The organism is Allobosea sp. Root381, from assembly GCF_001429395.1.
Taxonomy (GTDB): Bacteria; Pseudomonadota; Alphaproteobacteria; order Rhizobiales; family Beijerinckiaceae; genus Allobosea.
The window spans coordinates 174,337-197,629 of sequence record NZ_LMJT01000009.1; the positions used below are offsets into that span (position 1 = coordinate 174,337).

The window sequence follows — 23,293 nt, forward strand, 5'->3', positions numbered from 1 at the left end:
CTCAGCGCAAATCAGCGCGAAGCCGTCCGCTCGAACTGGCGTAGCATCTGGTTGCCGCGCTCGGCCGCCGCGTCCAGCGCCGCCTTCGGCGACTTCTGGCCGTTCAGCGTCGCTTCCAGCTCCTCGGACCAGATGTCGCGGATCTGCACGAGGCTGCCATAGCGCAGGCCCTTCGAAGCGTCCGTCGGCTCCTTGTTGGTGAGTTCGAGGATCGGCGTCTCGAGATAGGGCTTGTCCTTGTAGAAGCCCGAGGCCTTGACCTTCTCATAGGCGGCCTTGGTGATCGGCAGATAGCCCGATTCGGTGTGCAGCTTCACCTGGCGGTCGACATTCGACAGGAAGGTGAAGAACTTGGCGACGCCCTTGTATTCGTCGGGCTTCTTGCCGCCCATCACCCACAGCGAGGCGCCGCCGATGATCGAGTTCTGCGGCGCGCCCGCGACGTCGGGATAATACGGCATCGGCGCGTTGGCCCAGTCGAACTTGGCATTGGCGCGGACGTTGCCGAAGAAGCCCGAGGAGGTCAGCATGATCGGGCATTCGCCCGAGGTGAAGCGACCTTCGCCGGTGTTGGTGCGGCCGGAATAGCTGTAGACGCCTTCCTTCTGCAGCTCGGCCAGATTGGTCCAGTGCTTCAGGAAGGTCGGGTTCTCGTTGAAGTTCAGCACGGCGTCGAAGCCGTCCATGCCGTTGACCTTGGTCGAGAGCGGGATGTTGTGCCAGGCGCCGAACTGCTCGATGTTCGCCCAGGGCGCCCAGGCATTGGTGAAACCGCATTTGTCGAAGCCGGCGGCCTTCAGCTTCCTGCCGGCTTCAAAAACCTCGGGCCAGGTCTTCGGCGGAGCGTCGGGGTTCAGGCCCGCCTTCTTGAAGGCGTCCTTGTTGTACCACATCACCATCGAGGACGAGTTGAACGGCATCGAGAGCATCTCGCCCTTGGCCGTCGAATAATAGCCGGTGATGGCGGGCAGATAGGCCTTCGGGTCGAAGGTCTCGCCGGCGTCCTTCATCAGCTCGTGCACGGGCTTGATCGCGCCCTTGGCCGACATCATCGTGCCGGTGCCGACCTCGAAGACCTGCAGGATATGCGGCGCGGTGCCGGCGCGGAACGCGGCGATGCCGGCGTTCAGTGTGTCGGGATAGGAGCCCTTATAGGCGACGACGACCTTGTAGTCCTTCTGCGAGGCGTTGAAGTCCTCGGCCAGCTTCACGACGACGTCGTTGTTGGCGCCGGTCAGCGCATGCCACCACTGGATTTCGGTCTGGGCCAAAGCGGGCGCGGCGCCGGCAAGGGCGAAGGCCGCCACGGACATCAGGATGCGGGATTTCACTGTCATCTTCATCTCCCTTCCGCCCTCGGTCTGCTCGGGCGGCTCTTCTTGTTGGTGCGCAAGCTAGCATGAAGGCCGGGCGACGGTTCAATGACAAAATCATGACAGACACAAGCGGCGCGTGGGCGCGACTTTCGGCTGAGCCGCATTCACATCATGCTTGCGCATTCGCCCGGAAGCGGCTGTTCTCCTCCCCCATCGATACCCTGAAGGATCCGGAACACGACCATGCCGCGCTTTTCGTTGACGCCCGACCAGACCCTGCCGAAGGATGCCGCCGCAGCGACGCTGCTCGGCCGCGTCTGGCGGCCTGATCTCGCCGGGCCTTCGGTCGTGACGCTGCGGGACGGCATGCTCGTCGATGTCACGCGGGCCTTCCCGACCAGCCGCGACCTCTGCGAGGCGCAGCATCCGGCCACGGCGTTGCGCGCGGCGCAAGGTGAGCCGGTCGGGCCGCTCGCGGAGATCCTCGCCAACACACCTGTCGATGCCCGTGACGCCGGCAAGCCCTGGCTGCTGTCACCGCTCGACCTCCAGGCGGTGAAGGCGGCCGGCGTCACCTTCGCCGTCTCGATGCTGGAGCGCGTCATCGAGGAGAAGGCGCGGGGCAACCCGGCCGCCGCCGCGACGATCCGCGAGGAGATCGGCAAGCTGATCGGCGACGATCTCTCCAAGCTCAAGCCCGGCTCGCCCGAGGCGATGCACCTCAAGGAGGTGCTGATCAAGCAGGGCGCCTGGAGCCAGTATCTCGAGGTTGGCATCGGCCCCGACGCGGAGATCTTCACGAAGGCGCCGCCGATGTCGACGGTCGGCACCGGCTTCGACGCCGGGCTGCACCCGGCCTCGACCTGGAACAATCCGGAGCCGGAAGTCGTTCTGATCGTGGCCTCGGACGGCCGCATCGTCGGCGCCACGCTCGGCAACGACGTCAATCTCCGCGATGTCGAGGGCCGCTCGGCGCTTCTGCTCGGCAAGGCCAAGGACAACAACGCGGCCGCGACGGTGGGCCCCTTCATCCGCCTGTTCGACGGCGGCTTCACCCTCGACCATGTCCGCAACACCACGGTAACGCTGACGGTCGAGGGCGAGGACGGATTCACGCTGAAGGGCTCTTCCTCGATCGCCAAGATCAGCCGCGACCCAGCCGATCTCGCGGCCCAGATGCTGGGCCCGCATCACCAGTATCCGGACGGGGCTGCGCTCTATCTCGGCACCATGTTCGCGCCGATCGAGGATCGCGATACGCCGGGCGGCGGCTTCACCCATAAATACGGGGACATCGTCACCATCGCCGCGCCCGAGCTCGGGGCGCTGGTCAACCGCATGCGCTCGACCTCCGAATGCGAGCCCTGGACCTTCGGCGCCTCGCATCTGATGCGCAGCCTGGCGAAGCGCGGCCTGCTGTGAGCGCAGCCGATATCCTCGTCGTCGGCGAGGCGATCGGCGATTTCATCCCGCGTGACGCCGAAGGGCGTCATTACGAGGCCGTGCTGGGCGGATCCGGCTTCAACGCCGCGCTGTCGCTCGCCCGTTTCGGCGCGAAGCCGGCCTATGCCGGCGCGCTCTCGACCGATGCGCTCGGCCGTCGCTTTCGCGCGGCCCTTGTGGCGGAAGGCATCGGCACGGCGCTGATCCACGATAGCGCCAGGCCGACGGCGGTCGCCATCGTCTCGCCGCTGGCGACCGGCGGCGTGCCGGAGTTCGCCCTGCATCTCGATGGGACGGCCCATGCCGAGGCTGCGGGCACGCCGCGCCGGATGCCGCCGGGGATGGTCCATCTCCATGCGGCCTCCTTCGGCGCCACGGTCGGCCCGTCCGGCGAGGCCGTGGCGGAACTGGCGGCGAGCGCAAGTGCTGCGGGCGCGACGGTCAGCTATGACATCAACATCCGCGCCTCGGCGCTGCCGGAGCGCGGGATTGCCCTGACCGCAATCGAGGCGCGCATCGCGCAGTCCGAGATCGTCAAGGCGAGCCTCGACGATCTCGGCTGGCTGCATCCGGGCGAACCGGCCGAGGCGGTCGCACGGCGCTGGCACGGTCTCGGCGCAAGTTTGGTGCTGGTGACGCGAGGGGCGGGCGGCGCGACGTGCCATGGGACGCAGGAGGCTATCGCCGTACTCGCGCCGTCAGCAATGGTGGCCGACACGGTCGGCGCTGGCGACGCCTTCATCGGCGGCTTTCTCGCGGTCCTGGCGGCGCGCGGCAGGCTCGGACGCGGCTTCGACGGCGTTACCGCCGACGATATCCAGGTCGCGCTGGCATTTGCCTGCGCGGTCGCGGCCGATAGCTGCACCAGACCCGGCTGCGATCCGCCGCGCCGACGAGCCGACCAAGCATGACCAAGTTGGCCGGAGGAACGATGCGCCTGTCCTACCTGCGCGGCCATGCCGGCATGTAGGGCGTGATTCCGGTCGCGGCGACGCATCCGGAGGCGGCTTTCGGCGTGCTCTTCACCCATAACGAGGGCTATTCGACCATGTGCGGCCACGCAACCATCGCGCTCGGCCGCTATGCCATCGAGCATGGGCTGTTCCTGCCGTCGAGCCGGTGACGCGCTTTGCCATCGGGGCTCCCTGCGGCCTGCTGCGGCTCGAATGCGCGGTGGGCGGCGGCAAGGTCGAATGCGTGACCTTCGAGAGCGTGCCGGCCTTCGTCTACCGCCGCTATCTCGTCATCGAGGTACCGGGCTTCGGTGCCGTCACCACCGACATCGCCTGGTGGCGCCTTCTACTGCGTCCTGCCGGCCTCGCGCTTCGGGCTCGACCTGTTCGAGACGCCGGCGGCCGAACTGACCGAGGCGGCGGCTGCGCTGACCGACCGCGTCCGCGCGACGCTGCCGATCGCTCATCCGAGCGAACCCGATCTCGGCTTCCTCTATGGCACGATCGAAGCCGACGATCCGCTCGGCCATAGGCTCTCGCTGCCGTCGCGCTTCTCCGAGATTGGGCGCGGTTAACCCCGTCCGGGAAACCGATTTCTGCGAATGCCCTGGATGCGCCGGCCGGAATCCCGGCCTTTCGCGGATTGGCGCAGGCTTCGGGTAATGTTTATCGGCCATGCTGTCGCGCGTCATCAGGCGGCAGGAGTGCGGATATGTCGGTCGGAAATCTCGGTGCGCGGCCGGCTGGCGCGCAGCGGTTCTCCTCTCGGCTGATCGGTCTTGTGGCAACGCCCGGCATCTGGATCGTCGCCTTCGCGCTCGTTGCCGCCGCTGCGCTCAGCCTGCCGCTGCGCCTGCCGCTCGGCCCGAATGCCTGGGACACGGTGATCTATCTTGACGCGATCCAGCGCATCGGTGTCGGCCAGGTTCCGAATATCGATTTCTTCGCGCCCGTCGGGCCGCTGGGCTATTACGGCGCGGCGCTGCTGGACCGACTTTTTCCGCGCGCCCAGCCGATGCTGCTTGCCAACTGGGCCTTGCTGCCGGTGCTACTGCCCGCGGCTTGGCTGCTCTGCGCGCATCTCGGCGCCCGTTCGCGGCCGCTCGCTTTGGCGCTGCTGCTGCCCTTCCTGCTCTTCGCCTCGCTGCCGATCAACCTGCACGGGCTCTATCCCGTCCCCGGCTTCGACGGCTACGGGCATTACAACCGCCATGTCGCGCTGCTGCTCTATCTGCTGATCGCGACGCTGCTGTTCGTGCAGGACCGGCGTTGGGCGATCGGGCTGGTGGCGGCGCTGATGCTGACGCTCTTCCTGGTCAAGGTCACCGGCGCGGTGACGGGGACCATGCTGGTCGGCTATGCGATCCTCGCCGGGCGCCTGCGCCTGCGCGATGCGCTGGCAGCGGCTGGGATAGTGATCGCGGCCCTCGGCGCTCTCGATCTCGCGACGGGGCTGGTGCGCGCCTACATCGCTGACATCCTCGCTTTGCTCGGCCTGAACACCGGCACGCTGCTGCCGCGCTTCGTCACCGTCGCATCCGTCAAGTTCAACGTCGTCGGCCCCTGCCTGCTGCTGCTCGGCATGCTGGCACTCGCCGCCGGGCGCGAGGGCGTGACGCTCTCGCTCGCGGGTCTGCGCCGCCTTTTGGCCTCGCCGCTCGGCTGGCTCGCTGCCTGCCTGTTCGCGCTGACCTTCTTCGAGACGCAGAACACGGGCTCGCTCGAATATATCGGCCTCTGGCCCGTCCTGCTGGTGATTCTCCGCGACTGGCGCCTGCGCCAGGAGCCGCTCAGGCCGGTGGTGCTGGTCCTCGCGCTGGCGGTCGCGCTGCCCAGCACGGTGATCTTCGTCGAGCGCAGCGCGCGCGCCGCTCTGGGGGCCGCGGGCCAGGTCCCGCTCCCGGTTCCCGAACTCGGTCCGCTCGGCCGGGTCAGCGTGAAGGCGGACATCGCGGCGCGCGCGGCCGGGATGCTGGAGCATTACGCGACGCAGCCGGCCGCCTATCGCGATCTCGTCCGGCGCGGCCTGCTGCCCTCCTACATCCTCTATTCGGAGATCGATTATCAGGCTGCCTGGCTGCTGGATGTCCGGCAGGGGCTGGCTGCGATCCGCGCCTGGGAGGCCGCGAACGGCCGCCGGCTCAACGGCTTCCTGACACTGGATTTCACCGATCCGTTTAACCGGCTGCTCGACCGGACGCCGCCGCGCCTCGTGCCAATCGGCATGGATCCGGGGCGGAGCACCCCGGCTCTGGACGCCGATGCGCTCGCTGAGCTCGGCCGCACCGACGCCATCCTCGTCCCGAAATGCCCGCCGACTACGGCGCGCGAAGCCTTGCGCGAGCATTTCGCCGAAGCCCTGCGCGGCCGCAATCTGGTGCCGCTCTCGCCCTGTTGGGACATGTATCTGAGCGACTGAGCCCCCTCAGCCCGCCGCCGTCTGCCCGGCTTCCCAGCCGAGGATCGCGCGCTTGCGCGTCAGGCCCCAGTGATAGCCGGTGAGCGCGCCGGACTTACCGATGACGCGGTGGCACGGCACCACGAAGGAGATCGGGTTCTTGCCCACCGCCATGCCGACGGCCCGCGATGCGGTCGGCTTGCCGATGTGGCAGGCGACGTCGCCATAGGTCGTTGCGCGCCCGACCGGGATGCGCAGCAGCGTCTCCCAGACCCGAACCTCGAAATCCGTGCCGATCAGCACGACGCGCAGCGGCGTTTCGGCCGCCCACGCCTTCGGGTCGAAGACGCGTGCGGCATAGGGTGCGGTCGCCTGCGGGTCGTAGCGGTAATCGGCATGAGGCCAGCGCCGCATCATGTCGGCCAGCGCCTCGGCCCGCCCGCCGACGACCTTGCCGCCATCGAGCCCGTCCGAAACCCAGCCGAGCCCGGCGAGGCCGCGCTCCGTCGTCACGATCAGCGCCTCGCCGAAGGGGGAGGCATGGAAGCCGTAGGAGAGGGAAAGGCCCCCGCCGCCCGCCTTCCATTCGCCCGGCGACATCGCCTCATGCGTGACGAAGAGGTCGTGCAGGCGCCCGGGGCCGGACAGCCCGACCTCCAGCGCCGTGTCGAGCACGCTGGCCGAGGCACCGAGCAGCCCCTTGGCGTGGTCGAGCGTGATCGCCTGCAGGAAGGCCTTCGGCGTCAGGCCGCACCAGCGCCGGAACAGGTGATGGACGTCCGTCGGCGTCGCGCCGGCGGCATCCGCGATCGCCTCGATCGTCGGCTGCGCCCGCCAGTTCTCGGTGATGTAGGCGAGGATGCGCCGCACCGTGTCATAGTCCGACCCCGGCGCGACGGACGGAAAATCGGCTGCCGCCGGAACCGCCCGCGTGGCGCGGGCGAGAACGGCGTCCGAAAAACGGGTCGGCCTCATCAGGCCGAGCTTCTGGATGTGAGCGGTCATCGTTGTCACTCTCTCACTATCGATCATGCAGCGAAACTAGGCGGGCCGGCGGCTCTTCTCCACCCGAAAGCTGGCAATCCCGGTCGAATTCCCGCAGACCATGGCTCTGCAAGCGAACCCGGAGCGCCCATGTCGAAACTGGCAAGCGAGATCGTCAGTCTCTACGAGCGGCACGCCGACGCCTTCGATGCGGCGCGCGGCAGGACGCTGTTCGAGGCGCGCTGGCTTGAACGCTTCGCCTCTTGCCTGCCTCCCGGCGCCGCGATCCTCGATATCGGCTGCGGCTCGGGCGAGCCGATCGCGCGCTATTTCATCGACAGGGGCTTTTCCGTCTCGGGCATCGATTCGTCGCCCAAGCTGATCGGCCTCTGCCGCGCCCGTTTCCCGGACAGCGACTGGCAGGTCGCCGATATGCGCGCCCTTGCGCTGGGGCGCCGCTTCGACGGGTTGATCGCCTGGGACTCATTCTTTCATCTCACGCCGGAGGATCAGCGCGGCATGTTCGCGCTCTTCCGGGCTCACGCCGCCGAAGGCGCCGCCCTGATATTCACCAGCGGTCCCACTCACGGCGAGGCAATCGGTACCTTCGAGGGCGAGCCACTCTATCACGGCAGCCTGGCGCCGGAGGAATACCGGACGTTGCTCGCCGAAAACGGCTTCGAGGTCGTGCAGCATCTGGCGGAGGACCCGGCCTGCGGCGGCCACACTGTCTGGCTCGCCCGGCTTCGCTGACCTAAGCCGTCTCGTAATCTGCCCCGCGCCGTGCCTTGGCCAGCGCCGTGCCGAGCGCCTCGGCAAACCCCTCGCGCTCGCCGGGCGACAGGGCGCTCGCCACCGTGACGCTGCGTCCGCGCGAGACCAGATTCAGCCCCAGCAGCCCGTAATCCTCGTCCTGCTGGCGTTCCAGCTTGGTCCAGGCGGGGTTGGAGCGCCAGACAGCCTCGCGCCCCTGATGCGTCACCTTCCGCAGCAGCACTTCGAGCGGTGTCACGACGATGCGCTCGAAGGCGCGGGCATGGCGGAAATTGACGTGGAAGGCGATGAACAGCGCGATCACGTCGAGCCCGAAGAAGCCGGCCACCGGCCAGGCGCCGAGCACGACGAAGGGGATCGAGGAGGCGACGCTGGCGAGGCAGACCAGCGTCATCACGATGCGGAAGCCGTTCTTGCCGAGCGAGCGATGCGGCGTGATGGTGGCGTCGAAGACCGGGCGCTCGGCTATGGCGGGCGGCGCATCGTCCGGCTCCGCTGAATGGCGCTTGCCGAGGTCCATGCGCCCACTATAACGCCCGCATGACCCAGGAGAACAGGCCCCTGCGCCGCCCCACGGGCGCCGCGCGGATCACGAAGCCGCGCGCCCGCAGCGCCGCCGGCGTGCGCGAGATCTTCACGCGCTTCCGGACCGCGAACCCAGAACCGAAAGGCGAGCTCGAATCGGTCAACGCCTTCACGCTGCTGGTCGCGGTCGTGCTCTCGGCGCAGGCCACCGACGCCGGCGTCAACAAGGCCACCCGCCCGCTCTTCGCCATCGCCGACACGCCGGAAAAGATGCTGGCGCTCGGCGAGGACACCGTCCGCGACTACATCAAGACGATCGGCCTGTTCCGCACCAAGGCGAAGAACGTCATCGCGCTCTGCCACAAGCTGATCGCGGAATTCGGCGGCGAGGTGCCGGCGACGCGCGAGGCGTTGGAGAGCCTGCCGGGCGTCGGTCGCAAGACCGCGAATGTCGTCCTCAATATCGCCTTCGGCGAGATCACCCATGCGGTCGACACCCACGTGTTCCGCGTCTCGAACCGGCTGCGCATCGCGCCGGGCAAGAACGTGCTGCAGGTGGAACTCGGCCTCGAGAAGGCGATTCCGCCCGAGTTCGGCCACCACGCCCATCACTGGCTCATCCTGCACGGGCGCTATGTCTGCAAGGCGCTGCGGCCCGAATGCGGCCGCTGCATCCAGGTCGATCTCTGCGATTCCGCCGACAAGCGGGTGGTCTAAGCCGCCGTCACAGCGGACTCACGGGCCGGTTGTGCCGAGCGTGGGGAAGGAGAACGACGGCACACCGATGAGCGGCGACCGGATGCTCGACGATGCAGGCAACGGATTGTCCCGCGGCGGTCCGGGCGGGCTCGGGCTGCTGGCACCGGCCGCGAGCGCATCGGCCCTGCGCCGCGCCGCCGCGCGATCCTGCGCCGCGGCTTCCAGGTCGTTCGCCGGTACCGGCCGGCCGAGCCGCGCCAGTGCCTCTGCGGCCTGTGGGGCGCCCCAGCGCGCGCTTTCTGCGTAGTAGGATAGGTAGAGCTTCTCGTCCCGCGGGAAGCCGGCGACGCCGATTTCATGACAGCGCCCGATGGCGAAGAGCTGCGAGCCGGAGCCGCCCGCCGCGACGCTGGCCCTCGCGGCCTCGCACCATTCCGGCGAGTCCGGTTGGGCCGAGGCGAAGCCGAGCCCCGCCATGCCGTTGCAGCCGGCGAGGCCGGTCGCGAGGAGAAATACCGGGCCGAGGCGGCGTCTCACCGCATGATCCGGCTCAATAGCCCCGCGCCGGATCGACGACGTGCTCCAGCGGCTCGCCCGCCTCGAGCCGCCGGATCTGGGCCGCGATCTGCGTCGCGATCGCCTCGGGCTCCGACATTGCCGCGTTATGCGGCGTGACCGTCACGGCCGGATGGGTCCAGAGCTTCGATTCGACCGGCAGCGGCTCGGTCTCGAAGACGTCGAGCGTTGCGCCCTTGAGGGTCCCGGCATCGAGCGCTGCCAGGATGTCGGCCTCGACCTGCAGCCCGCCGCGCCCGGCATTGATCAGGAAGGGACCGCCCAGCCGCCCGTCCTGCGCCAGGCCGGCCAGCATCGTGGCGTCGATCGTGCCGCGCGTCTCGTCGGTCAGCGGCAGGAGGCTGACGAGGATGTCGGTGCGGGCGAGAAAGGGCGCCATGCCGTCGGTGCCGGCGAAGGTCTGGAGCCCCGCGACGCTCTTCGGCGAGCGACTCCAGCCGGCGACGTCGAAGCCCATGACCTTCAGCTTGCGCGCCGCGTCCTGCCCGAGTTCGCCCAGCCCCATCATGCCGACCCGCACCGAGCGGGCGGCCGGCTGGTTGCGGTCGTCCTCCCAGCTCGACTGGCGCTGCTGGCTGTCGTAGCGGCGCTGCTGCCGCAGATGCAGCAGGCAGTGCAGCACGATGTACTCGCTCATCCGGGTCGTCAGATCGGGATCGACGACGCGCGCGATCGGCACCTCGGGCAGGCGGGTGTCGGCGAAGAGATGGTCGACGCCGGCGCCGAGCGAGAAGATCGCGGCGAGGTTCGGCAGGCCGGCGAGGCTGCCCTCCGGATGCTTCCAGCTCGCGACGTAATGCACCGAGCGCCGGTCGAACGGCTCGCCCAGGATCACGATCGGCATGTCCGGCAGCAGCGCCTTGAAGCGCTCGCGCCAGTCCTCGACATGCCAGCCGGTCATTGCCAGAAGCAGGCTCATGCGTGCGTACTCTCCGTGATGCGTTCCGCGACCAGTGCGCCGCGCTCCGGCGCACCCTCTCCCAGACGATAGGCCTCGCGCAAGCGGGCTTTCGCCCTTTCGAAGCCGTCCTCATCGCGGGCATGGACGATGCCGAGCGGCCGGTCGGGGCCGAGCGTATCGCCGACCCCCGCCAGCGCGACGATGCCGACGGCCGGGTCGATCGGATCCTGCGGACGTGTCCGCCCGCCGCCCAGCGCCACCACGGCCTGGCCGACGCCGCGCGTATCGACGCTCTGGACGATCGCGGCCGCATCGGCATGGACAGCCCGGACGATCGGCGCCGCGGCAAGATGTTTTGCCGGCTTCTCCAGCAGGTCGGCCGGCCCGCCCAGCGCTGCGATCATCCGGGCGAAGCGTTCGGCCGCAGCCCCGCTGGCGAAAGCTGCCTCGATCTTCGCGGTCGCGTCCTCGATATCGGCGGCGAGCCGGCCGAGCAGCAGCATCTCGGCCGCGAGCGCGACGGTGACCGCATGGAACCGCGGCTCCCGTCGCTTGCCGGTGAGGTGGTCGAGCGCATAGGTGACTTCCAGCGCGTTGCCGGCGGCCGTCGCCAGCGGCTCGTCCATGTCGGTCATCAGCGCCGTCGTCGGCAGTCCCGCGCCATTGGCGACGCCGACCAGCGCATCGGCCAGCGCCAGCCCCTTGCGGTAATCCGGGAGGAAGGCGCCCGAGCCGTATTTCACGTCCATGACGAGGCCGTGCAATCCGGCGGCGAGCTTCTTCGACAGGATCGACGAGGTCAGAAGCGGAATCGTCTCGACGGTCGCAGTGACGTCGCGGATGGCGTAGAGCCGTTTGTCGGCCGGGGCGAGATCGTCTGTCTGGCCGATGATGGCGCAGCCCTGCTCACGCACCACCTTGCGAAACAGTGCATTGTCCGGCTGCGTTACATAGCCGGGAATGCTGTCGAGCTTGTCGAGCGTCCCGCCGGTATGGCCGAGGCCGCGGCCCGAGATCATCGGCACATAGCCGCCGCAGGCCGCCACCGCCGCGGCGAGCGGCAGGCTCACCGTGTCGCCAACGCCGCCGGTCGAATGCTTGTCGAGCGCCGGGCCCGGCAGGTCATCCCAGTTCAGCACCGTTCCGGAATCGCGCATGGCCAGCGTCAGCGCGACGCGCTCCTTCGCGCTCATGTCGCGGAAGAAGATCGCCATGGCGAAGGCCGCTGCCTGGCCCTCGCTGACGCTGTGGTCGGCGATGCCGGCGACGATCTGGCGGATATCGGCCTCGGGCAATTCCCAGCCATCGCGCTTGGCGGCGATTATCTCCTGCGTCAGCTTCATCTCAGTAAGGTCCGTCCGCCCGTTCCGTCTTGCCGCCGGTCATCGCCTCGATCAGCACCTGATGCAGGCCGCTGGCGCCGAAACGGAATGTTTTCGCCGTGGCCCAGCCCGGCCCCATGATCGCGTCGGCAAGGTCGAGATAGCCCGTCGCGTCCGCGAGGCTACGGATGCCGCCCGAGGGCTTTAGCCCGACTGGCCGCCCGGCGTTAGCGATCACCTCCAGCATCGTCCGCGCGGCGGGCAGGCTGGCCGAATGCGCGGTCTTGCCGGTCGAAGTCTTGATGAAGTCCGCACCATGAACGATCGCCAGCTCGGAGGCGGCGCGCACCTTCACGAGGTCCGGATATTCGCCGGTCTCGAGGATCACCTTCAGCGTCTTGCCCCGGCTGGCCTCCCGGACGCGTGCGACCATCGCTGCGGCGCTCTCGCTGTCGCCTGTCAGAAAAACACGCCAAGGCAGGACGAGGTCGATCTCGTCGGCACCGGCGGCGAGCGCGATCCGCGTATCGTCCACCACCGCGGCCGCTTCGTCCGCGCCGGCGGGAAAGTTGACGACGGTCGCGATCCTGACGGGCCCCGCTCCCAGCAGGCTCCGCGCCTGCGCCACGAAGCGCGGCCAGATGCAGATGGCGGCAACCGGCACCGGCGGCGCCACTGCCTTCGCGCAGAGCGCCGCGAGCCCGGCCGCATCGGCATGGTCGGTGAGGTCGGTCAGGTCGAGCAAGGCAAGCGCGCGGGCGGCAATCTCGGCGTCCGTCATGCGTCTGCGAGCTCCCTCAGGAAGGCTCGCAGCAGCCGCGCCAGTTCGCCGCCGGAGGCCGAGGCGACATCCTTGGTTTCGCCGTGATGCGGCGCGCCGCCATGAAGCCCCGCGCCCATATTGGTAACGACCGAGACCGCCGCGACGCGCAGGCCCTGCCGCCGCGCCAGGATGACCTCGGGAACGGTCGACATGCCGACGAGGTCTGCCCCCAGCACCTGTGCCATCCGGATCTCGGCCGGCGTCTCGAAGCTCGGCCCGGAGAACCACATATAGACGCCTTCGCCGAGCGGCAGCCCGGCCTTGCCGGCCGCCGCCTTCAACCTTTCGCGCAAGGCCGGGTCATAGGCGTCGACCATGGGCACGAAGCGGCCGTCACCGGTATCGCCGATCAGCGGGTTCGGGCCGTTGAGATTGATGTGGTCGTTGACCAGCACGAGGCTGCCCGGCGGCAATTCGGGTCGCAGAGAGCCTGCCGCATTGGTCAGGATCAGCGGCGGCGAGCCCAGCGCGGTCAGCATGCCGAGCGGCACCCGCATCGCGGCCGGATCGCCGCCTTCGTAATAATGCGCCCGGCCCTGGAATATGAGCACCGTCCGGCCTTCGAGCCTGCCGATGCAGAGTTGACGGGCATGGCCGGAGACGGCGCCCGACGGGAAGCCGGGAATCGCGGCATAGGGAATGCGGACCGCATCCTCGACCTGCTCGGCGAGCAGGCCGAGCCCCGTCCCGAGCACGATGGCGCAGTCGATGGCTCGCGTCACGCCGTGCTCGGCGAGAATGCGCGCGGCCCTTTCGAATTCGGCTTCGCTGCTCATGGCCTGCCGGATGGTCTGCGCCGAAGGGAACAGGGCTTGAAACGATGACTAATCATGCCCGCAAGTTGTCCGGTCCGAAGGACGCTGGCAACAGCTCGGCCAGCGTGAACATTGTCCGGATGCCGCCCGGTCCGGCGATCGCGACCGGTGTGTCCGCGCTGGCAAATTCGCGGATGCGCTGGCGGCAGGCGCCGCAGGGCGTCACCAGCACGTCGCCCTCGCCGAGAACCAGGATCGCGGTGATGCGGCTGCCACCGCCGGCGATCATCGCGGAGATCGCGCCCTGTTCGGCGCAGCTGCCTGACGGATAGGCGGCGTTCTCGACATTGCAGCCGTCATGGATCGCGCCGTGCTCGTCGCGGATCGCGGCGCCGACCTTGAAGCGCGAATAGGGGGCATAGGCGAGGGGCTGGACGCGCGCCGCAGCCGCGAACAGCGCCTCGAAATCGGTTTCAGCATCCGCTGCCATCTCAGCGCTCCTTCACATAGGGCAGGCCGGAGGCCTTTGGTGGCGTCGCCCTGCCGATGAAGCCGGCGAGCAGGATCACTGTCATCAGATAGGGCAGGGCCTGGATCGCCTGAACCGGCACCTGCCCGATGCCGGGCAGCACGACGCCCTGCATGCGGATCGCGACCGCATCGAGCAAGCCGAAAAGCAGGCAGGCCCAGAGCGCCTGCCAGGGCCGCCAATTGGCGAAGATCACGGCGGCGAGCGCGATGAAGCCCTTGCCGGCGGTCATATGCGGCAGGAAACCGGCCGATTGCGAGACCGCGAGATAGGTGCCGCCCAGCCCGCAGAGCGCGCCGCAGATCACGACCGCGCCATAGCGCAGCCCTGCGACCGAGATGCCGGCGGTGTCGACCGCGGCCGGGTTCTCGCCGACGGCGCGCAGCCGTAAGCCGAAGCGCGTCCGCTTCAGCACGAAGGCGGTGAGGACGACGCAGAGAAGGGCGAGATAGGCCGGCGCGGCATGGCCCGAGACGACCTCGGCATAGAGCAGACCGAGCCCGGGCACGCTTTCGCGCGCGCTGTCGGCAAAGGGCAGGGTGATGTCGCCGAAGCGCGCCGCCCCTTCCAGCGTCGGCGTGCGCCCGCCCTGTCCGTACCAGGCATTGCCGAGGATGACGGTGAGGCCCGCTGCCAGCATGTTGATAGCGACGCCGGAGACGATCTGGTTGCCGCGCCAGGTGATGGCAGCGAAGCCATGCACCAGTGCGAGCGCGACCGAGGCCGTGATCCCGGCCAGGAGCCCGGCCCAGGCCGAGCCGCTCTGCGCCGCGATCACTGCCGAGGCGAAGGCCGCGACCAGCATCTTGCCTTCGAGCCCGATATCGACGACGCCGGCACGCTCCGACCACAGCCCCGCCAGGGCCGCACAGAGCAGCGGCACGGAAAGCCTGATCGTCGAATCGAGGATGACGGCGATGGTGGCGAGGGCGTCCATCGTCAGCCTGACTTCCCGACCCGCAACCCGCCCGCCACCAGCCGCCGGAACAGGCCGTCGAGCGCGCCCGCGAACAGGACGACGATGCCGCCGATCACCACCACCATGTCGCGGGTGATGCTCGGCTTGTCGAAGGAGAGCTCGGCCCCGCCCTGGTAGAGCACGCCGAAGAGCAGCGCGGCGAGCGCGATGCCGAGCGGATGGCCGCGCCCCATCAGCGCGACCGCGATGCCGACGAAGCCGTATCCGGCCGTGAAGTCGAGCAGCAGCCGGTGCTGCACGCCCATGACCTCGTTGACCGCGAGTCCGCCGGCGAGCGCGCCCGAGATCGCCATGGCGACCATGGTGATTCGCGCCGGCGAGATCCCGGCATAGGCCGCCGCGCGCGGATTGGCGCCAAGCGTGCGGATCGCGAAGCCCAGCCGCGAGCGGAAGATCAGCGCCCAGACGGCCACGAGCGCGGCCAGCGCCAGCAGGAAGGCGCTGTTCAGCGGCGTTGCCGGCAGCCTCACACCGAGCGGCGCCAGCAGCCGGTGCATCGGCGTCAGGATGGCATGGTCCGCGAAAGTCGCGGTCTCCGGCTGCATCGAGCCCGGTTTGCCGATCACCTCGACCAGCAAATAGACGGCGAGCGTCGCCGCCAGGAAATTGAACATGATCGTGGTGATGACGACATGGCTGCCGCGCGTCGCCTGCAGCCAGCCGGGAACAAGGCCGTAAAGGGCGCCGCCAGCGGCCGCGGCGAGCACGGCGAGCGGCACCAGCAGGAAGCCCGGCAGCGGCGCGAGCCACAGGCAGGCGAGCGCGACGAAGATGCCGGCGATCGTCGCCTGGCCCTCGCCGCCGATATTGAACAGCCCGGCATGGAAGGCGACAGCGACGGCGAGCCCGGTGAAGATGAAGTTCGTCGCGTAGTAGAGCGTGAAGCCGACGCCCTCGGCCGAGCCGAGCGCCCCGCGCAGAAGGAGCGCCGTCGCCTCGATCGGGCTTTCGCCGATGCCGAGTACGACCAGCCCGGCGACGAGGAGCGCGGCCGCGACCGAGACCAGTGGCACAAGGCCCGAATCGGCCCAGCGCGGCAGCTCGATGGGGGCGGCGTTCATGACGTGGCCGTCATTCTCGGGCGCAGCGCAGCGCAGACCCGGGAAACTCTTGCGGGAGATGCTCGGGTCGAGCCCGAGCATGACGAGCCAGGCCCATGCCAGCCCGTCATGCGGCCTCTCCCACGCCGGCCATCAGCAAGCCGAGCTCGCGCTCGTCGGCAGCGTCTGCCACCCGTTCGCCGGTGATCCGCCCGCCGCACATCGCCAGGATGCGGTCGGACAGCGCCATCACCTCCTCCAATTCCACCGAGACCAGCAGGATCGCGACCCCTGCATCGCGCAGCGCGACCAGCCGGCGGTGGATGAACTCGATCGCGCCGATATCGACGCCCCGCGTCGGCTGGCCGACGAGCAGGACCTTCGGCGCCCGCTCGATCTCGCGGCCGAGCACGATCTTCTGCTGGTTGCCGCCGGAGAATTTCGCCGTCTTCAGAGCGGGGTCTGCCGGGCGCACGTCATAGGCAGCGAAGGCGGCCCTAGCATGCGCCTGGATCGCGCCGGGCGACAGGAAGGGGCCGGGCCCGAATGCCGCGTCGTCATGATAACCGAGGATGGCGCTTTCGGCGGCCAGGAAGGCGGTGACCAGCCCGGTCTTCTGCCGGTCCTCGGGAACATGCATCAGCCCGAGCTTGCGCAGCCGGGCCGGGTTGCGCTCGGCGGCGGTGAGAATCCGCCCGTCGAGCCGGATCACCCCCCGCGCAGGCTGGATCAGCCCGGCCAGCAGTTCGAGCAATTCACTCTGGCCGTTGCCCGCGACTCCGGCGATGCCGACGATCTCGCCTGCATGCAGCGTCAGTTTCGCATCCTTGAGCGTCTCGTAGCCGCGTTCATCGACATAGGAGAGCCCGACGACTTCGAGCACCGGCGCCCCCGGCCGGCGTGGCGCCTTCTCGACGCGCAGCAGCACGCGGCGTCCGACCATCGCCTCCGCCAGTTCCGGGGGCGAAGTCTCGGCCGTCGCCAGATGCGCGACCATCTCGCCGCGCCGCATCACCGAGACCCGGTCCGTCACATCCATTATCTCGCGCAGCTTGTGGGTTATCAGGATGACGGTTCGGCCCTGGGCCTTGAGCCTGCGCAGCAGCGTGAAGAGCTGCTCGGCCTCGGCCGGCGTCAGCACGGCGGTCGGCTCGTCGAGGATCAGGATCTGCGCGCCGCGATGCAGCGCCTTCAAAATCTCGACGCGCTGCTGCAGGCCGACGGAGAGCTCGCCGACAAGCGCGTCCGGGTCGATCGCAAGGCCGAAATCGCTCGAAAGCTTCGCCAGTTCCGCTCGCGCCCTGGCGAGGCCGCCCTTGAGGAAGGGGCCACCCTCGGCGCCGATCACGATGTTCTCGACCACGCTCAGCGTCTCCACCAGCATGAAGTGCTGGTGGACCATGCCGATGCCGCAGCCGATCGCATCGGCCGGGCTGCGGATCCGGCGGGGCTCGCCGCCGATCCGGATCTCCCCGGCATCGGCCTCGTAGAAGCCGTAGAGAATCGACATCAGCGTCGATTTGCCGGCTCCGTTCTCGCCGACGATGCCGTGGATCGAGCCGGAAGGGACGGAGAGCGAGACGTCCCTGTTCGCCTGGACCGCGCCGAACCGCTTCGAGACGCCCGCGAGCTCGATGGCGGGAACGGGCGGTATCGTCATAGCGCGATCGTCATCCCGTCATGGGCCCGCTCCTCCGGCAGGTCCTCGGGATGCGCCAGCATGCTCGCGCTCATATGGGTCAGCACGATCCGCGCGGCGCCGATCCGCGCCCGGTGTTCCGCCAGAGAGCGGTAGTCGAGGTGGTTGGCGAGTTTCGTGTCGAAGGTATAGCACTCGACCAGCAGCACATCCGCCCCCGCCGCGAGCGGGATCAGCGCCTCGGTCCAGGCGGTGTCGCCCGAGAAGGCGAAGACCTTGCCGCCGAAGCCGAGACGATAACCCTGGCAGGGACCGGCGCGCTCGTCATGCACCATCGGGAAAGCCGAAACCGCGCAGCCGGCCAGTTCTGCCGGCTGACTCGGCGTGACCTCGACATAGCGGATCGGAAAGCGCCAGCGATTGCTGGTCGAGCCGGGAAAGGCAGCCTCGAGCTCATGCAGCGTCCGGTGCTCGATGCCGGCTGGTCCGGCGATCGTCAGCGGTTGCGTCCGCCGCGAGACGAACTGCGCATCGAGCAGGAAGGCGGGCAGGCCGCCGAAATGGTCGTCGTGAAAATGCGTGAAGAGCAGCGTGGAGAGGCCGTTGCGCTCCACCCCTGCCTTGTTCAGCGCCACCATGCTGGAGCTGCCGCAATCGAGCAGCAGGCGCTCGGCCCCGGCCTCGACATGAAGGCAGGTGTTGAAGCGCCCGCCGGTCCCGAAGGCGTCGCCCGAGCCGAGGACGGTGACCTTCATGGCGGTGGTGCTGCCCTGGCCGCCGGGCTCGTGCCTGCCCCGGGCATCTCCTGCTTCAGAGCGTGCATTTCGAATCCGACATGTAGTCGTGGACCTTGATCGTGCCGCTGATGATGTCGGCGCGGGCCTTGTCGGCGGCAGCCTGCATCTCGGGTGTGATCAGCGCCCGGTTGGCGTCGTCGAGCGCCCAGCCCACGCCGTCCTCCTTGAGCCCGAGCACGGAAACGCCGGGCGCCCAATTGCCCTTATGCGCCGCCATGAAGGAGTTGTAGGCGGCGACGTCGACGCGCTTCAGCATCGACGTCAGCACCTTGCCGGGCTGCAGCGCATTCTGGTTGGAATCGACGCCGATGCCGAGCTTGCCGGCATCGGCCGCGGCGCGCAGCACGCCGATGCCCGTGCCGCCGGCGGCGTGGTAGATCACGTCGGCGCCGCGGTCGATCTGCGACTTGGCGAGCTCGCCGCCCTTCACCGGATCGTTCCAGGCCGCCGGCGTCGAGCCGGTCATGTTCTGGAAGATCTCGGCCTCCTTCTTGGCCGCCTTCACCCCCTGGACATAGCCGCAGGCGAATCTCCGGATCAGCGGGATGTCCATGCCGCCGACGAAGCCGACCTTGTTGGTCTTCGAGGCCATGCCCGCGAGCAGACCGACCAGATAGGAGCCCTCATGCTCCTTGAACACCACTGACTGCACGTTCGGCAGCTCCACCACCATGTCGATGATGGTGAATTTCAGGTCCGGGAACTCGGTCGCGACCTTCTGCAGCGCGGTCGCCTGCGAGAAGCCCACGGCAATGATCGGCGAATGCCCGTCGCGGGCGAAGCGGCGCAGCGCCTGCTCGATCTGCGCTTCGTTGGTCGGCTCGAAGTCGCGGAACTCGATGCCGGTCTCGGCCTTGAATTTCTCCGCCCCGGCGAAGACGCCCTCGTTGAAGGATTTGTCGAACTTGCCGCCCTTGTCGTAGACGACCGCCGGCTTGATCGCGGTCTGCGCCATCGTCGCGACAGCCGAGAAGGCGACGCCGGCCAGCGCCAGCGCAAGCGATGTCAAACGCATGGACCGATCCCCTGTTGGATGGCGGCTGTTGACCAGCCCTTCCAGGCGACACGATGACATGGCTTGCCCGCATGGCCAAGCCAGCGGCGATCCGCAGGGGTTGCGCCTGGCCGAAGCCGGGCGCGGCGATTGCCCGCGGCGCCGGATCGGCTTAACCCTTCACGGATGAGCCTGAACGACGACGAGATCGAACGCTATGCCCGCCATCTCGTGCTGCCCGAGATCGGCGGCCCGGGACAGCAACGCCTGAAGAATGCGCGCGTCCTCGTCGTCGGGGCGGGAGGACTCGGCGCGCCGCTGCTGCAATATCTCGCCGCCGCCGGCGTCGGGAAGATCGGCATCGTCGACGACGACATCGTCTCGCTCTCGAACCTCCAGCGCCAGACGATCTACGGCACCGACGACATCGGCGCCCACAAGGCGGTCGCGGCGGCGGCCTTCATCCGCCGGCTCAACCCGCATGTGATCGTCGAGGAGCACGTCACGCGCATCGACCCGCACAACGCCCGCGCCCTGATCGCCTTCTACGACATCGTCGCCGAGGGCTCGGACAATTTCGCCACGCGCTATGCGGTCTCCGATGCCTGCTTCCATGAGCGCAAGCCGCTGGTGATGGGAGCGCTCGGCCGCTTCGACGGCTCCGTCACCACCATCCGCGCCCATGAGACGGGTACTGACGGCCGCCCAAACCCGACCTGGCGCTGCCTGTTCCCGGAGGCGCCGCCGCCGGGCGCGATCCCGACCTGCGCCGAGGCCGGCATTCTCGGCGCGCTGCCCGGCGCCGTCGGCTCGCTGATGGCGCTGGAGGTGATCCGCACCGTGACCGGCTTTGGCGAGCCGCTCGTCGGCAAGCTGCTGCTGATCGACGCGCTGACGATGCGCTTCGAGACGCTGCGCTATGGCTGGGACGAGACCAACAGCCTGAACGGCACCGCACGCGCGTGAAGCCGGCTCGGTCGCCAGCGATTTCAGCGGAGTCTTAACCGGTTTCCGCTAATCGAGCGTGCATCCAGGACGGATCGCCGCGCGAGGAGCGAATGCAGGCCGACAGACCGACCGCGACTGCGCCGACCCAGGCCATAGGCGAGTTCCGCAAGACGCTGTTCTCGCCGCTGCTTCTGCTTGCAGGCGCTGTCCTTCTCTGCGCGGTGCTGCTGACCCGCCCGCTGCTGCTGCCGTTGGGCCCGATGTACTGGGATCTCACGCTGTATCTCGACGCGGCCAACCGCATCGAGAGCGGCCAGACTCCGCTGATCGATTTCATCACGCCGGTCGGCCCGCTGGGCTACTGGCTCTTCGCCTGGCTCGGCGACGTCTTCCCGCGCGCGCAGCCGCTCCTGCTGGCGCAATGGTCGCTGTTCCTCGTGACGGCGCCGCCGATGGCGCTGATCCTGCGCGAGGCCGACAGACGCTCGCGCGCGACGGCCTTCGCGCTGCTGCTGCCCTATCTCGTCTTCCAGATCCTGCCGATCAACGTCGAGCACTACTCGTTCTTTCCGGGAACGGACGGTTTCGGCATCTACAACCGGCAGGTCAGCATCGTGCTCTACGTGCTGGTTAGCGCCCTGACGGTACTCCGCGACAGGCGCGCGCTGATCGCGGTGCTTGTCTGGTGCATCCTGGCGCTGCTGCTGATCAAGATCACCGGCTTCCTGGCCGGCGGGGTCATCGTCGCCTTTGCGATGCTCGTGGGCCGCATCGACATCCGCGCGAGCCTCGTCGCGGCGGTTCTGGGCGTTGTCGCGCTGCTCGTGCTGGAAATCTGGAACGGGCTCGTCAGCGCCTATGTCGAAAGCATCGTGGCGCTTGTGGCGATCAATGCCGGCGGCATCCTGCAGCGCTTCCTCCAGGCCGGCTCGCTGCATCTCGACATCGTCGCTGCCGGCGGCGCGCTGATCGTCACGCTGATCTGGCTCGAGCGGCGCGACCTCTTCGCCGGCGCCCGCGCTGTTGCCCGTCGGCCGTCCTGGCACGGTTTGCAGCAGCTGCTCGACCGCGATGTCGTCTGGCTCGCCGTAGTGATGGCGGCCGGTCTCTTCTTCGAGACGCAGAACACCGGCGGCCAGGCCTTCATCTTCATCTGGCCGGTCCTGCTCTGCATCGTCATCGGCTGGGCCGGCAGTGGCCGCCGCGGCGCCTTCCTCGTGCTCGCTTTGGTGGCCGCGACCGCAATCCCGCCGGTCGAGACCGTGCTGCAGCGTGCCGGGCGGGCCATGCTCGCCCAGACCGGCTACATGGCCCTGCCGCATACGCATCTCGGGCGTCTGGGTCAGGTCTCGCAGAATGTGGAAGTCGTGGGGCGGGCCGCCAAGATGCAGGTGATCTACGCCGCCTCGCCCGATGTCCTGAACGCGATGGCCGAGCAGAAGATCCTGCCGAGCCAGAGCCTCTATTCCGAGCTCGACTTCCAGCTGGGCTGGCTGATGGCGGTCGATGCCGGCATCGGCGCCATCCTGGCCCATGAGGCGCAGAGCGGTACTCGCTTCGAGACGATCATGAGCCTCAACTTCGCCAATCCGTTCCCGGCGCTGATGGGGCGGACCGGCGTTCGGCACATCGCGATCGGCGCCGACCCGTTCCGCGCGGTGGAGACGCCCGATGCCGCGGCGATCGCGGCCGTCGCGGCTGCCGACCTCGTCCTGCTGCCGCAATGCCCGATCACGGTCGCGAACGAAGCACTGCGCGGGCTCTATGCGCCGGCGCTCGCCGGGCGACGCGAGATCGCGCTCGGCTCCTGCTGGAAGGGCTTCGTCAGAGGCTGAGAAGGCCGCCCGTTCAGGCGCGGTGCGCCACCTTGGTCTCGATCACCTCGAAGAGCTCTGCCGCGAGGTCCGGCCCGCCGAGCTTCTTGATCGCGCGCACGCCGGTCGGCGCCGTGACGTTGATCTCGGTCAGCTTGCCATGGATCACGTCGATGCCGACGAGCAGCAGGCCGCGCTCGCGCAGCGAAGGGCCGATCGCCTCGCAGATCTCGAGTTCCTGCTTCGACAGGTCGGTCGGCCGTGCCGCGCCGCCGCGCACCATGTTGGCGCGCAGGTCGCCCACCGCCGGCACGCGGTTGACCGCGCCGGCCGCCTTGCCGTCGATCAGGATGATGCGCTTGTCGCCCTCGCTGATCTCCTTGATGAAGCCCTGCACCACCCAGGGCTCGCGGAAGAGATTGCTGAACAGGTCGAAGAGCGAGCCGAAATTCGGGTCGGTCTTGCTGGTCTTGAACACGGTCGCGCCGCCATGGCCGTAGAGCGGCTTCATCACGATCTCGCCATGCTCGTCGCGGAAGGCCTCGATCTCGGCGCGGTCGCGGGTGATCAGCGTCGGCGGCATCAGCTCCGGGAAATGCGTGACGAAAAGCTTTTCGGGCGCGTTGCGCACCTGCGCCGGGTCGTTGACCACCAGCGTTTTCGGATGGATCCGCTCCAGCATATGCGTGGTCGAGACATAGGCCATGTCGAAGGGCGGGTCCTGCCGCAGCAGCACCACGTCGAGCGTCGACAGATCGACCTTTTCCTCCGACCCGGCCGTGAAATAATCGCCCTCGACATCGCGCACCGTGACCGGCCGCATCGGCGCCGTCACCTTGCCGTCGCGCATCGAGAGCTTGTCGGGCGTATAGGTGAAGAGCGTATGGCCGCGCGCCTGCGCCTCCAGCATCAGGGCGAAGCCGGTGTCGCCGGCGATCCGGACGCGCTCGATCGGATCCATCTGGATGGCGACGGTGAGGGTCATGGCAAGCTTTCCTGTCGTGGCAGTGCTTCGGCGAGGCTGCCTGAAGACATCGCAAGCCCTCATCCTGAGGAGCCGTGAGAGGCTCCTCAGGATGAGGGC

24 protein-coding genes are annotated in these 23,293 nt (G+C 68.6%); 9 read left to right on the forward strand and 15 right to left on the reverse strand.

Annotation, left to right across the window (positions count from 1 at the left end; translation table 11 throughout):
• Positions 1-11 precede the first annotated feature (11 nt).
• On the reverse strand, positions 12-1,337 hold the full coding sequence (gene ugpB, locus ASE63_RS10280; protein ID WP_056800527.1) for a sn-glycerol-3-phosphate ABC transporter substrate-binding protein UgpB: 1,326 nt from the start codon (positions 1,335-1,337) through the stop codon (positions 12-14).
• Between the two features lie 222 nt (positions 1,338-1,559).
• On the opposite strand from ugpB, the gene ASE63_RS10285 reads away from it, so the two are divergent.
• The 5 genes from ASE63_RS10285 (at position 1,560) to ASE63_RS10300 (ending at position 6,131) form a co-directional block, all read left to right on the forward strand.
• The gene (locus tag ASE63_RS10285) at positions 1,560-2,738 is read left to right on the forward strand and encodes a fumarylacetoacetate hydrolase family protein (protein WP_056800529.1); all 1,179 of its coding nucleotides are present in this window, start codon (positions 1,560-1,562) and stop codon (positions 2,736-2,738) included.
• A complete protein-coding gene (locus ASE63_RS10290; protein WP_056800532.1) occupies positions 2,735-3,670 on the forward strand; it encodes a PfkB family carbohydrate kinase in 936 nt (311 codons plus the stop codon). The genes ASE63_RS10285 and ASE63_RS10290 overlap by 4 nt, the downstream gene beginning before the upstream one ends.
• Positions 3,671-3,732: 62 nt before the next feature.
• Positions 3,733-3,882, forward strand: coding sequence for a proline racemase family protein (locus ASE63_RS26510; protein WP_082609810.1), 150 nt, complete (start codon positions 3,733-3,735; stop codon positions 3,880-3,882).
• Between the two features lie 141 nt (positions 3,883-4,023).
• On the forward strand, positions 4,024-4,287 hold the full coding sequence (locus ASE63_RS27895) for a proline racemase family protein (RefSeq protein WP_056800535.1): 264 nt from the start codon (positions 4,024-4,026) through the stop codon (positions 4,285-4,287).
• Between the two features lie 137 nt (positions 4,288-4,424).
• Positions 4,425-6,131, forward strand: coding sequence for a hypothetical protein (locus ASE63_RS10300; protein WP_056800537.1), 1,707 nt, complete (start codon positions 4,425-4,427; stop codon positions 6,129-6,131).
• Positions 6,132-6,137: 6 nt separating this feature from the next.
• Here the strand turns inward: ASE63_RS10300 and ASE63_RS10305 are convergent, their stop codons facing one another.
• On the reverse strand, positions 6,138-7,115 hold the full coding sequence (locus ASE63_RS10305; protein ID WP_244491361.1) for a bifunctional helix-turn-helix domain-containing protein/methylated-DNA--[protein]-cysteine S-methyltransferase: 978 nt from the start codon (positions 7,113-7,115) through the stop codon (positions 6,138-6,140).
• A 129-nt stretch (positions 7,116-7,244) separates the two neighbouring features.
• Between ASE63_RS10305 and ASE63_RS10310 the strand changes: the two genes are divergently transcribed.
• On the forward strand, positions 7,245-7,847 hold the full coding sequence (locus ASE63_RS10310) for a class I SAM-dependent methyltransferase (RefSeq protein WP_056800540.1): 603 nt from the start codon (positions 7,245-7,247) through the stop codon (positions 7,845-7,847).
• Position 7,848: 1 nt separating this feature from the next.
• On the opposite strand, the gene ASE63_RS10315 is transcribed toward ASE63_RS10310, so the two are convergent.
• On the reverse strand, positions 7,849-8,388 hold the full coding sequence (locus ASE63_RS10315; protein ID WP_056800542.1) for a DUF2244 domain-containing protein: 540 nt from the start codon (positions 8,386-8,388) through the stop codon (positions 7,849-7,851).
• Between the two features lie 20 nt (positions 8,389-8,408).
• Here ASE63_RS10315 and nth point away from each other — a divergent pair, with 20 nt between their 5' ends.
• Positions 8,409-9,110: an endonuclease III gene (gene nth / locus ASE63_RS10320; RefSeq protein WP_082609812.1), complete on the forward strand. Its 702-nt coding sequence runs from the start codon at positions 8,409-8,411 to the stop codon at positions 9,108-9,110.
• 18 nt (positions 9,111-9,128) lie between these two features.
• Here the strand turns inward: nth and ASE63_RS10325 are convergent, their stop codons facing one another.
• The 11 genes from ASE63_RS10325 to ASE63_RS10375 form a co-directional block, all read right to left on the reverse strand.
• On the reverse strand, positions 9,129-9,629 hold the full coding sequence (locus ASE63_RS10325) for a hypothetical protein (RefSeq protein ID WP_056800544.1): 501 nt from the start codon (positions 9,627-9,629) through the stop codon (positions 9,129-9,131).
• A gap of 13 nt (positions 9,630-9,642) precedes the next feature.
• Positions 9,643-10,587: a glyoxylate/hydroxypyruvate reductase A gene (locus ASE63_RS10330; RefSeq protein ID WP_056800547.1), complete on the reverse strand. Its 945-nt coding sequence runs from the start codon at positions 10,585-10,587 to the stop codon at positions 9,643-9,645.
• Positions 10,584-11,912, reverse strand: a complete 1,329-nt coding sequence (gene deoA / locus ASE63_RS10335) for a thymidine phosphorylase (RefSeq protein ID WP_056800549.1) — start codon at positions 11,910-11,912, stop codon at positions 10,584-10,586. The genes ASE63_RS10330 and deoA overlap by 4 nt, the downstream gene beginning before the upstream one ends.
• 1 nt (position 11,913) lies before the next feature.
• On the reverse strand, positions 11,914-12,672 hold the full coding sequence (gene deoC / locus ASE63_RS10340) for a deoxyribose-phosphate aldolase (RefSeq protein ID WP_056800552.1): 759 nt from the start codon (positions 12,670-12,672) through the stop codon (positions 11,914-11,916).
• Positions 12,669-13,490, reverse strand: a complete 822-nt coding sequence (locus ASE63_RS10345) for a purine-nucleoside phosphorylase (RefSeq protein ID WP_082609813.1) — start codon at positions 13,488-13,490, stop codon at positions 12,669-12,671. The genes deoC and ASE63_RS10345 overlap by 4 nt, the downstream gene beginning before the upstream one ends.
• A gap of 52 nt (positions 13,491-13,542) precedes the next feature.
• A complete protein-coding gene (locus ASE63_RS10350; protein WP_056800556.1) occupies positions 13,543-13,959 on the reverse strand; it encodes a cytidine deaminase in 417 nt (138 codons plus the stop codon).
• 1 nt (position 13,960) lies between these two features.
• Positions 13,961-14,935: an ABC transporter permease gene (locus tag ASE63_RS10355; RefSeq protein WP_056800558.1), complete on the reverse strand. Its 975-nt coding sequence runs from the start codon at positions 14,933-14,935 to the stop codon at positions 13,961-13,963.
• Positions 14,936-14,937: 2 nt separating this feature from the next.
• The gene (locus ASE63_RS10360) at positions 14,938-16,038 is read right to left on the reverse strand and encodes an ABC transporter permease (protein WP_056800685.1); all 1,101 of its coding nucleotides are present in this window, start codon (positions 16,036-16,038) and stop codon (positions 14,938-14,940) included.
• A gap of 106 nt (positions 16,039-16,144) precedes the next feature.
• A complete protein-coding gene (locus tag ASE63_RS10365; protein ID WP_162261754.1) occupies positions 16,145-17,671 on the reverse strand; it encodes an ABC transporter ATP-binding protein in 1,527 nt (508 codons plus the stop codon).
• A 2-nt stretch (positions 17,672-17,673) separates the two neighbouring features.
• On the reverse strand, positions 17,674-18,411 hold the full coding sequence (locus tag ASE63_RS10370; protein WP_056800564.1) for an MBL fold metallo-hydrolase: 738 nt from the start codon (positions 18,409-18,411) through the stop codon (positions 17,674-17,676).
• A 55-nt stretch (positions 18,412-18,466) separates the two neighbouring features.
• A complete protein-coding gene (locus ASE63_RS10375) occupies positions 18,467-19,468 on the reverse strand; it encodes a BMP family ABC transporter substrate-binding protein (protein WP_056800565.1) in 1,002 nt (333 codons plus the stop codon).
• A 165-nt stretch (positions 19,469-19,633) separates the two neighbouring features.
• Between ASE63_RS10375 and moeB the strand changes: the two genes are divergently transcribed.
• Both moeB and ASE63_RS10385 read left to right on the forward strand, forming a co-directional pair.
• A complete protein-coding gene (gene moeB / locus ASE63_RS10380; protein WP_056800567.1) occupies positions 19,634-20,413 on the forward strand; it encodes a molybdopterin-synthase adenylyltransferase MoeB in 780 nt (259 codons plus the stop codon).
• Between the two features lie 92 nt (positions 20,414-20,505).
• The gene (locus ASE63_RS10385; protein ID WP_156410289.1) at positions 20,506-22,230 is read left to right on the forward strand and encodes a hypothetical protein; all 1,725 of its coding nucleotides are present in this window, start codon (positions 20,506-20,508) and stop codon (positions 22,228-22,230) included.
• A 13-nt stretch (positions 22,231-22,243) separates the two neighbouring features.
• Here ASE63_RS10385 and gshB read toward each other — a convergent pair whose 3' ends face one another.
• A complete protein-coding gene (gshB, locus tag ASE63_RS10390) occupies positions 22,244-23,194 on the reverse strand; it encodes a glutathione synthase (protein WP_056800570.1) in 951 nt (316 codons plus the stop codon).
• Positions 23,195-23,293: the final 99 nt, after the last annotated feature.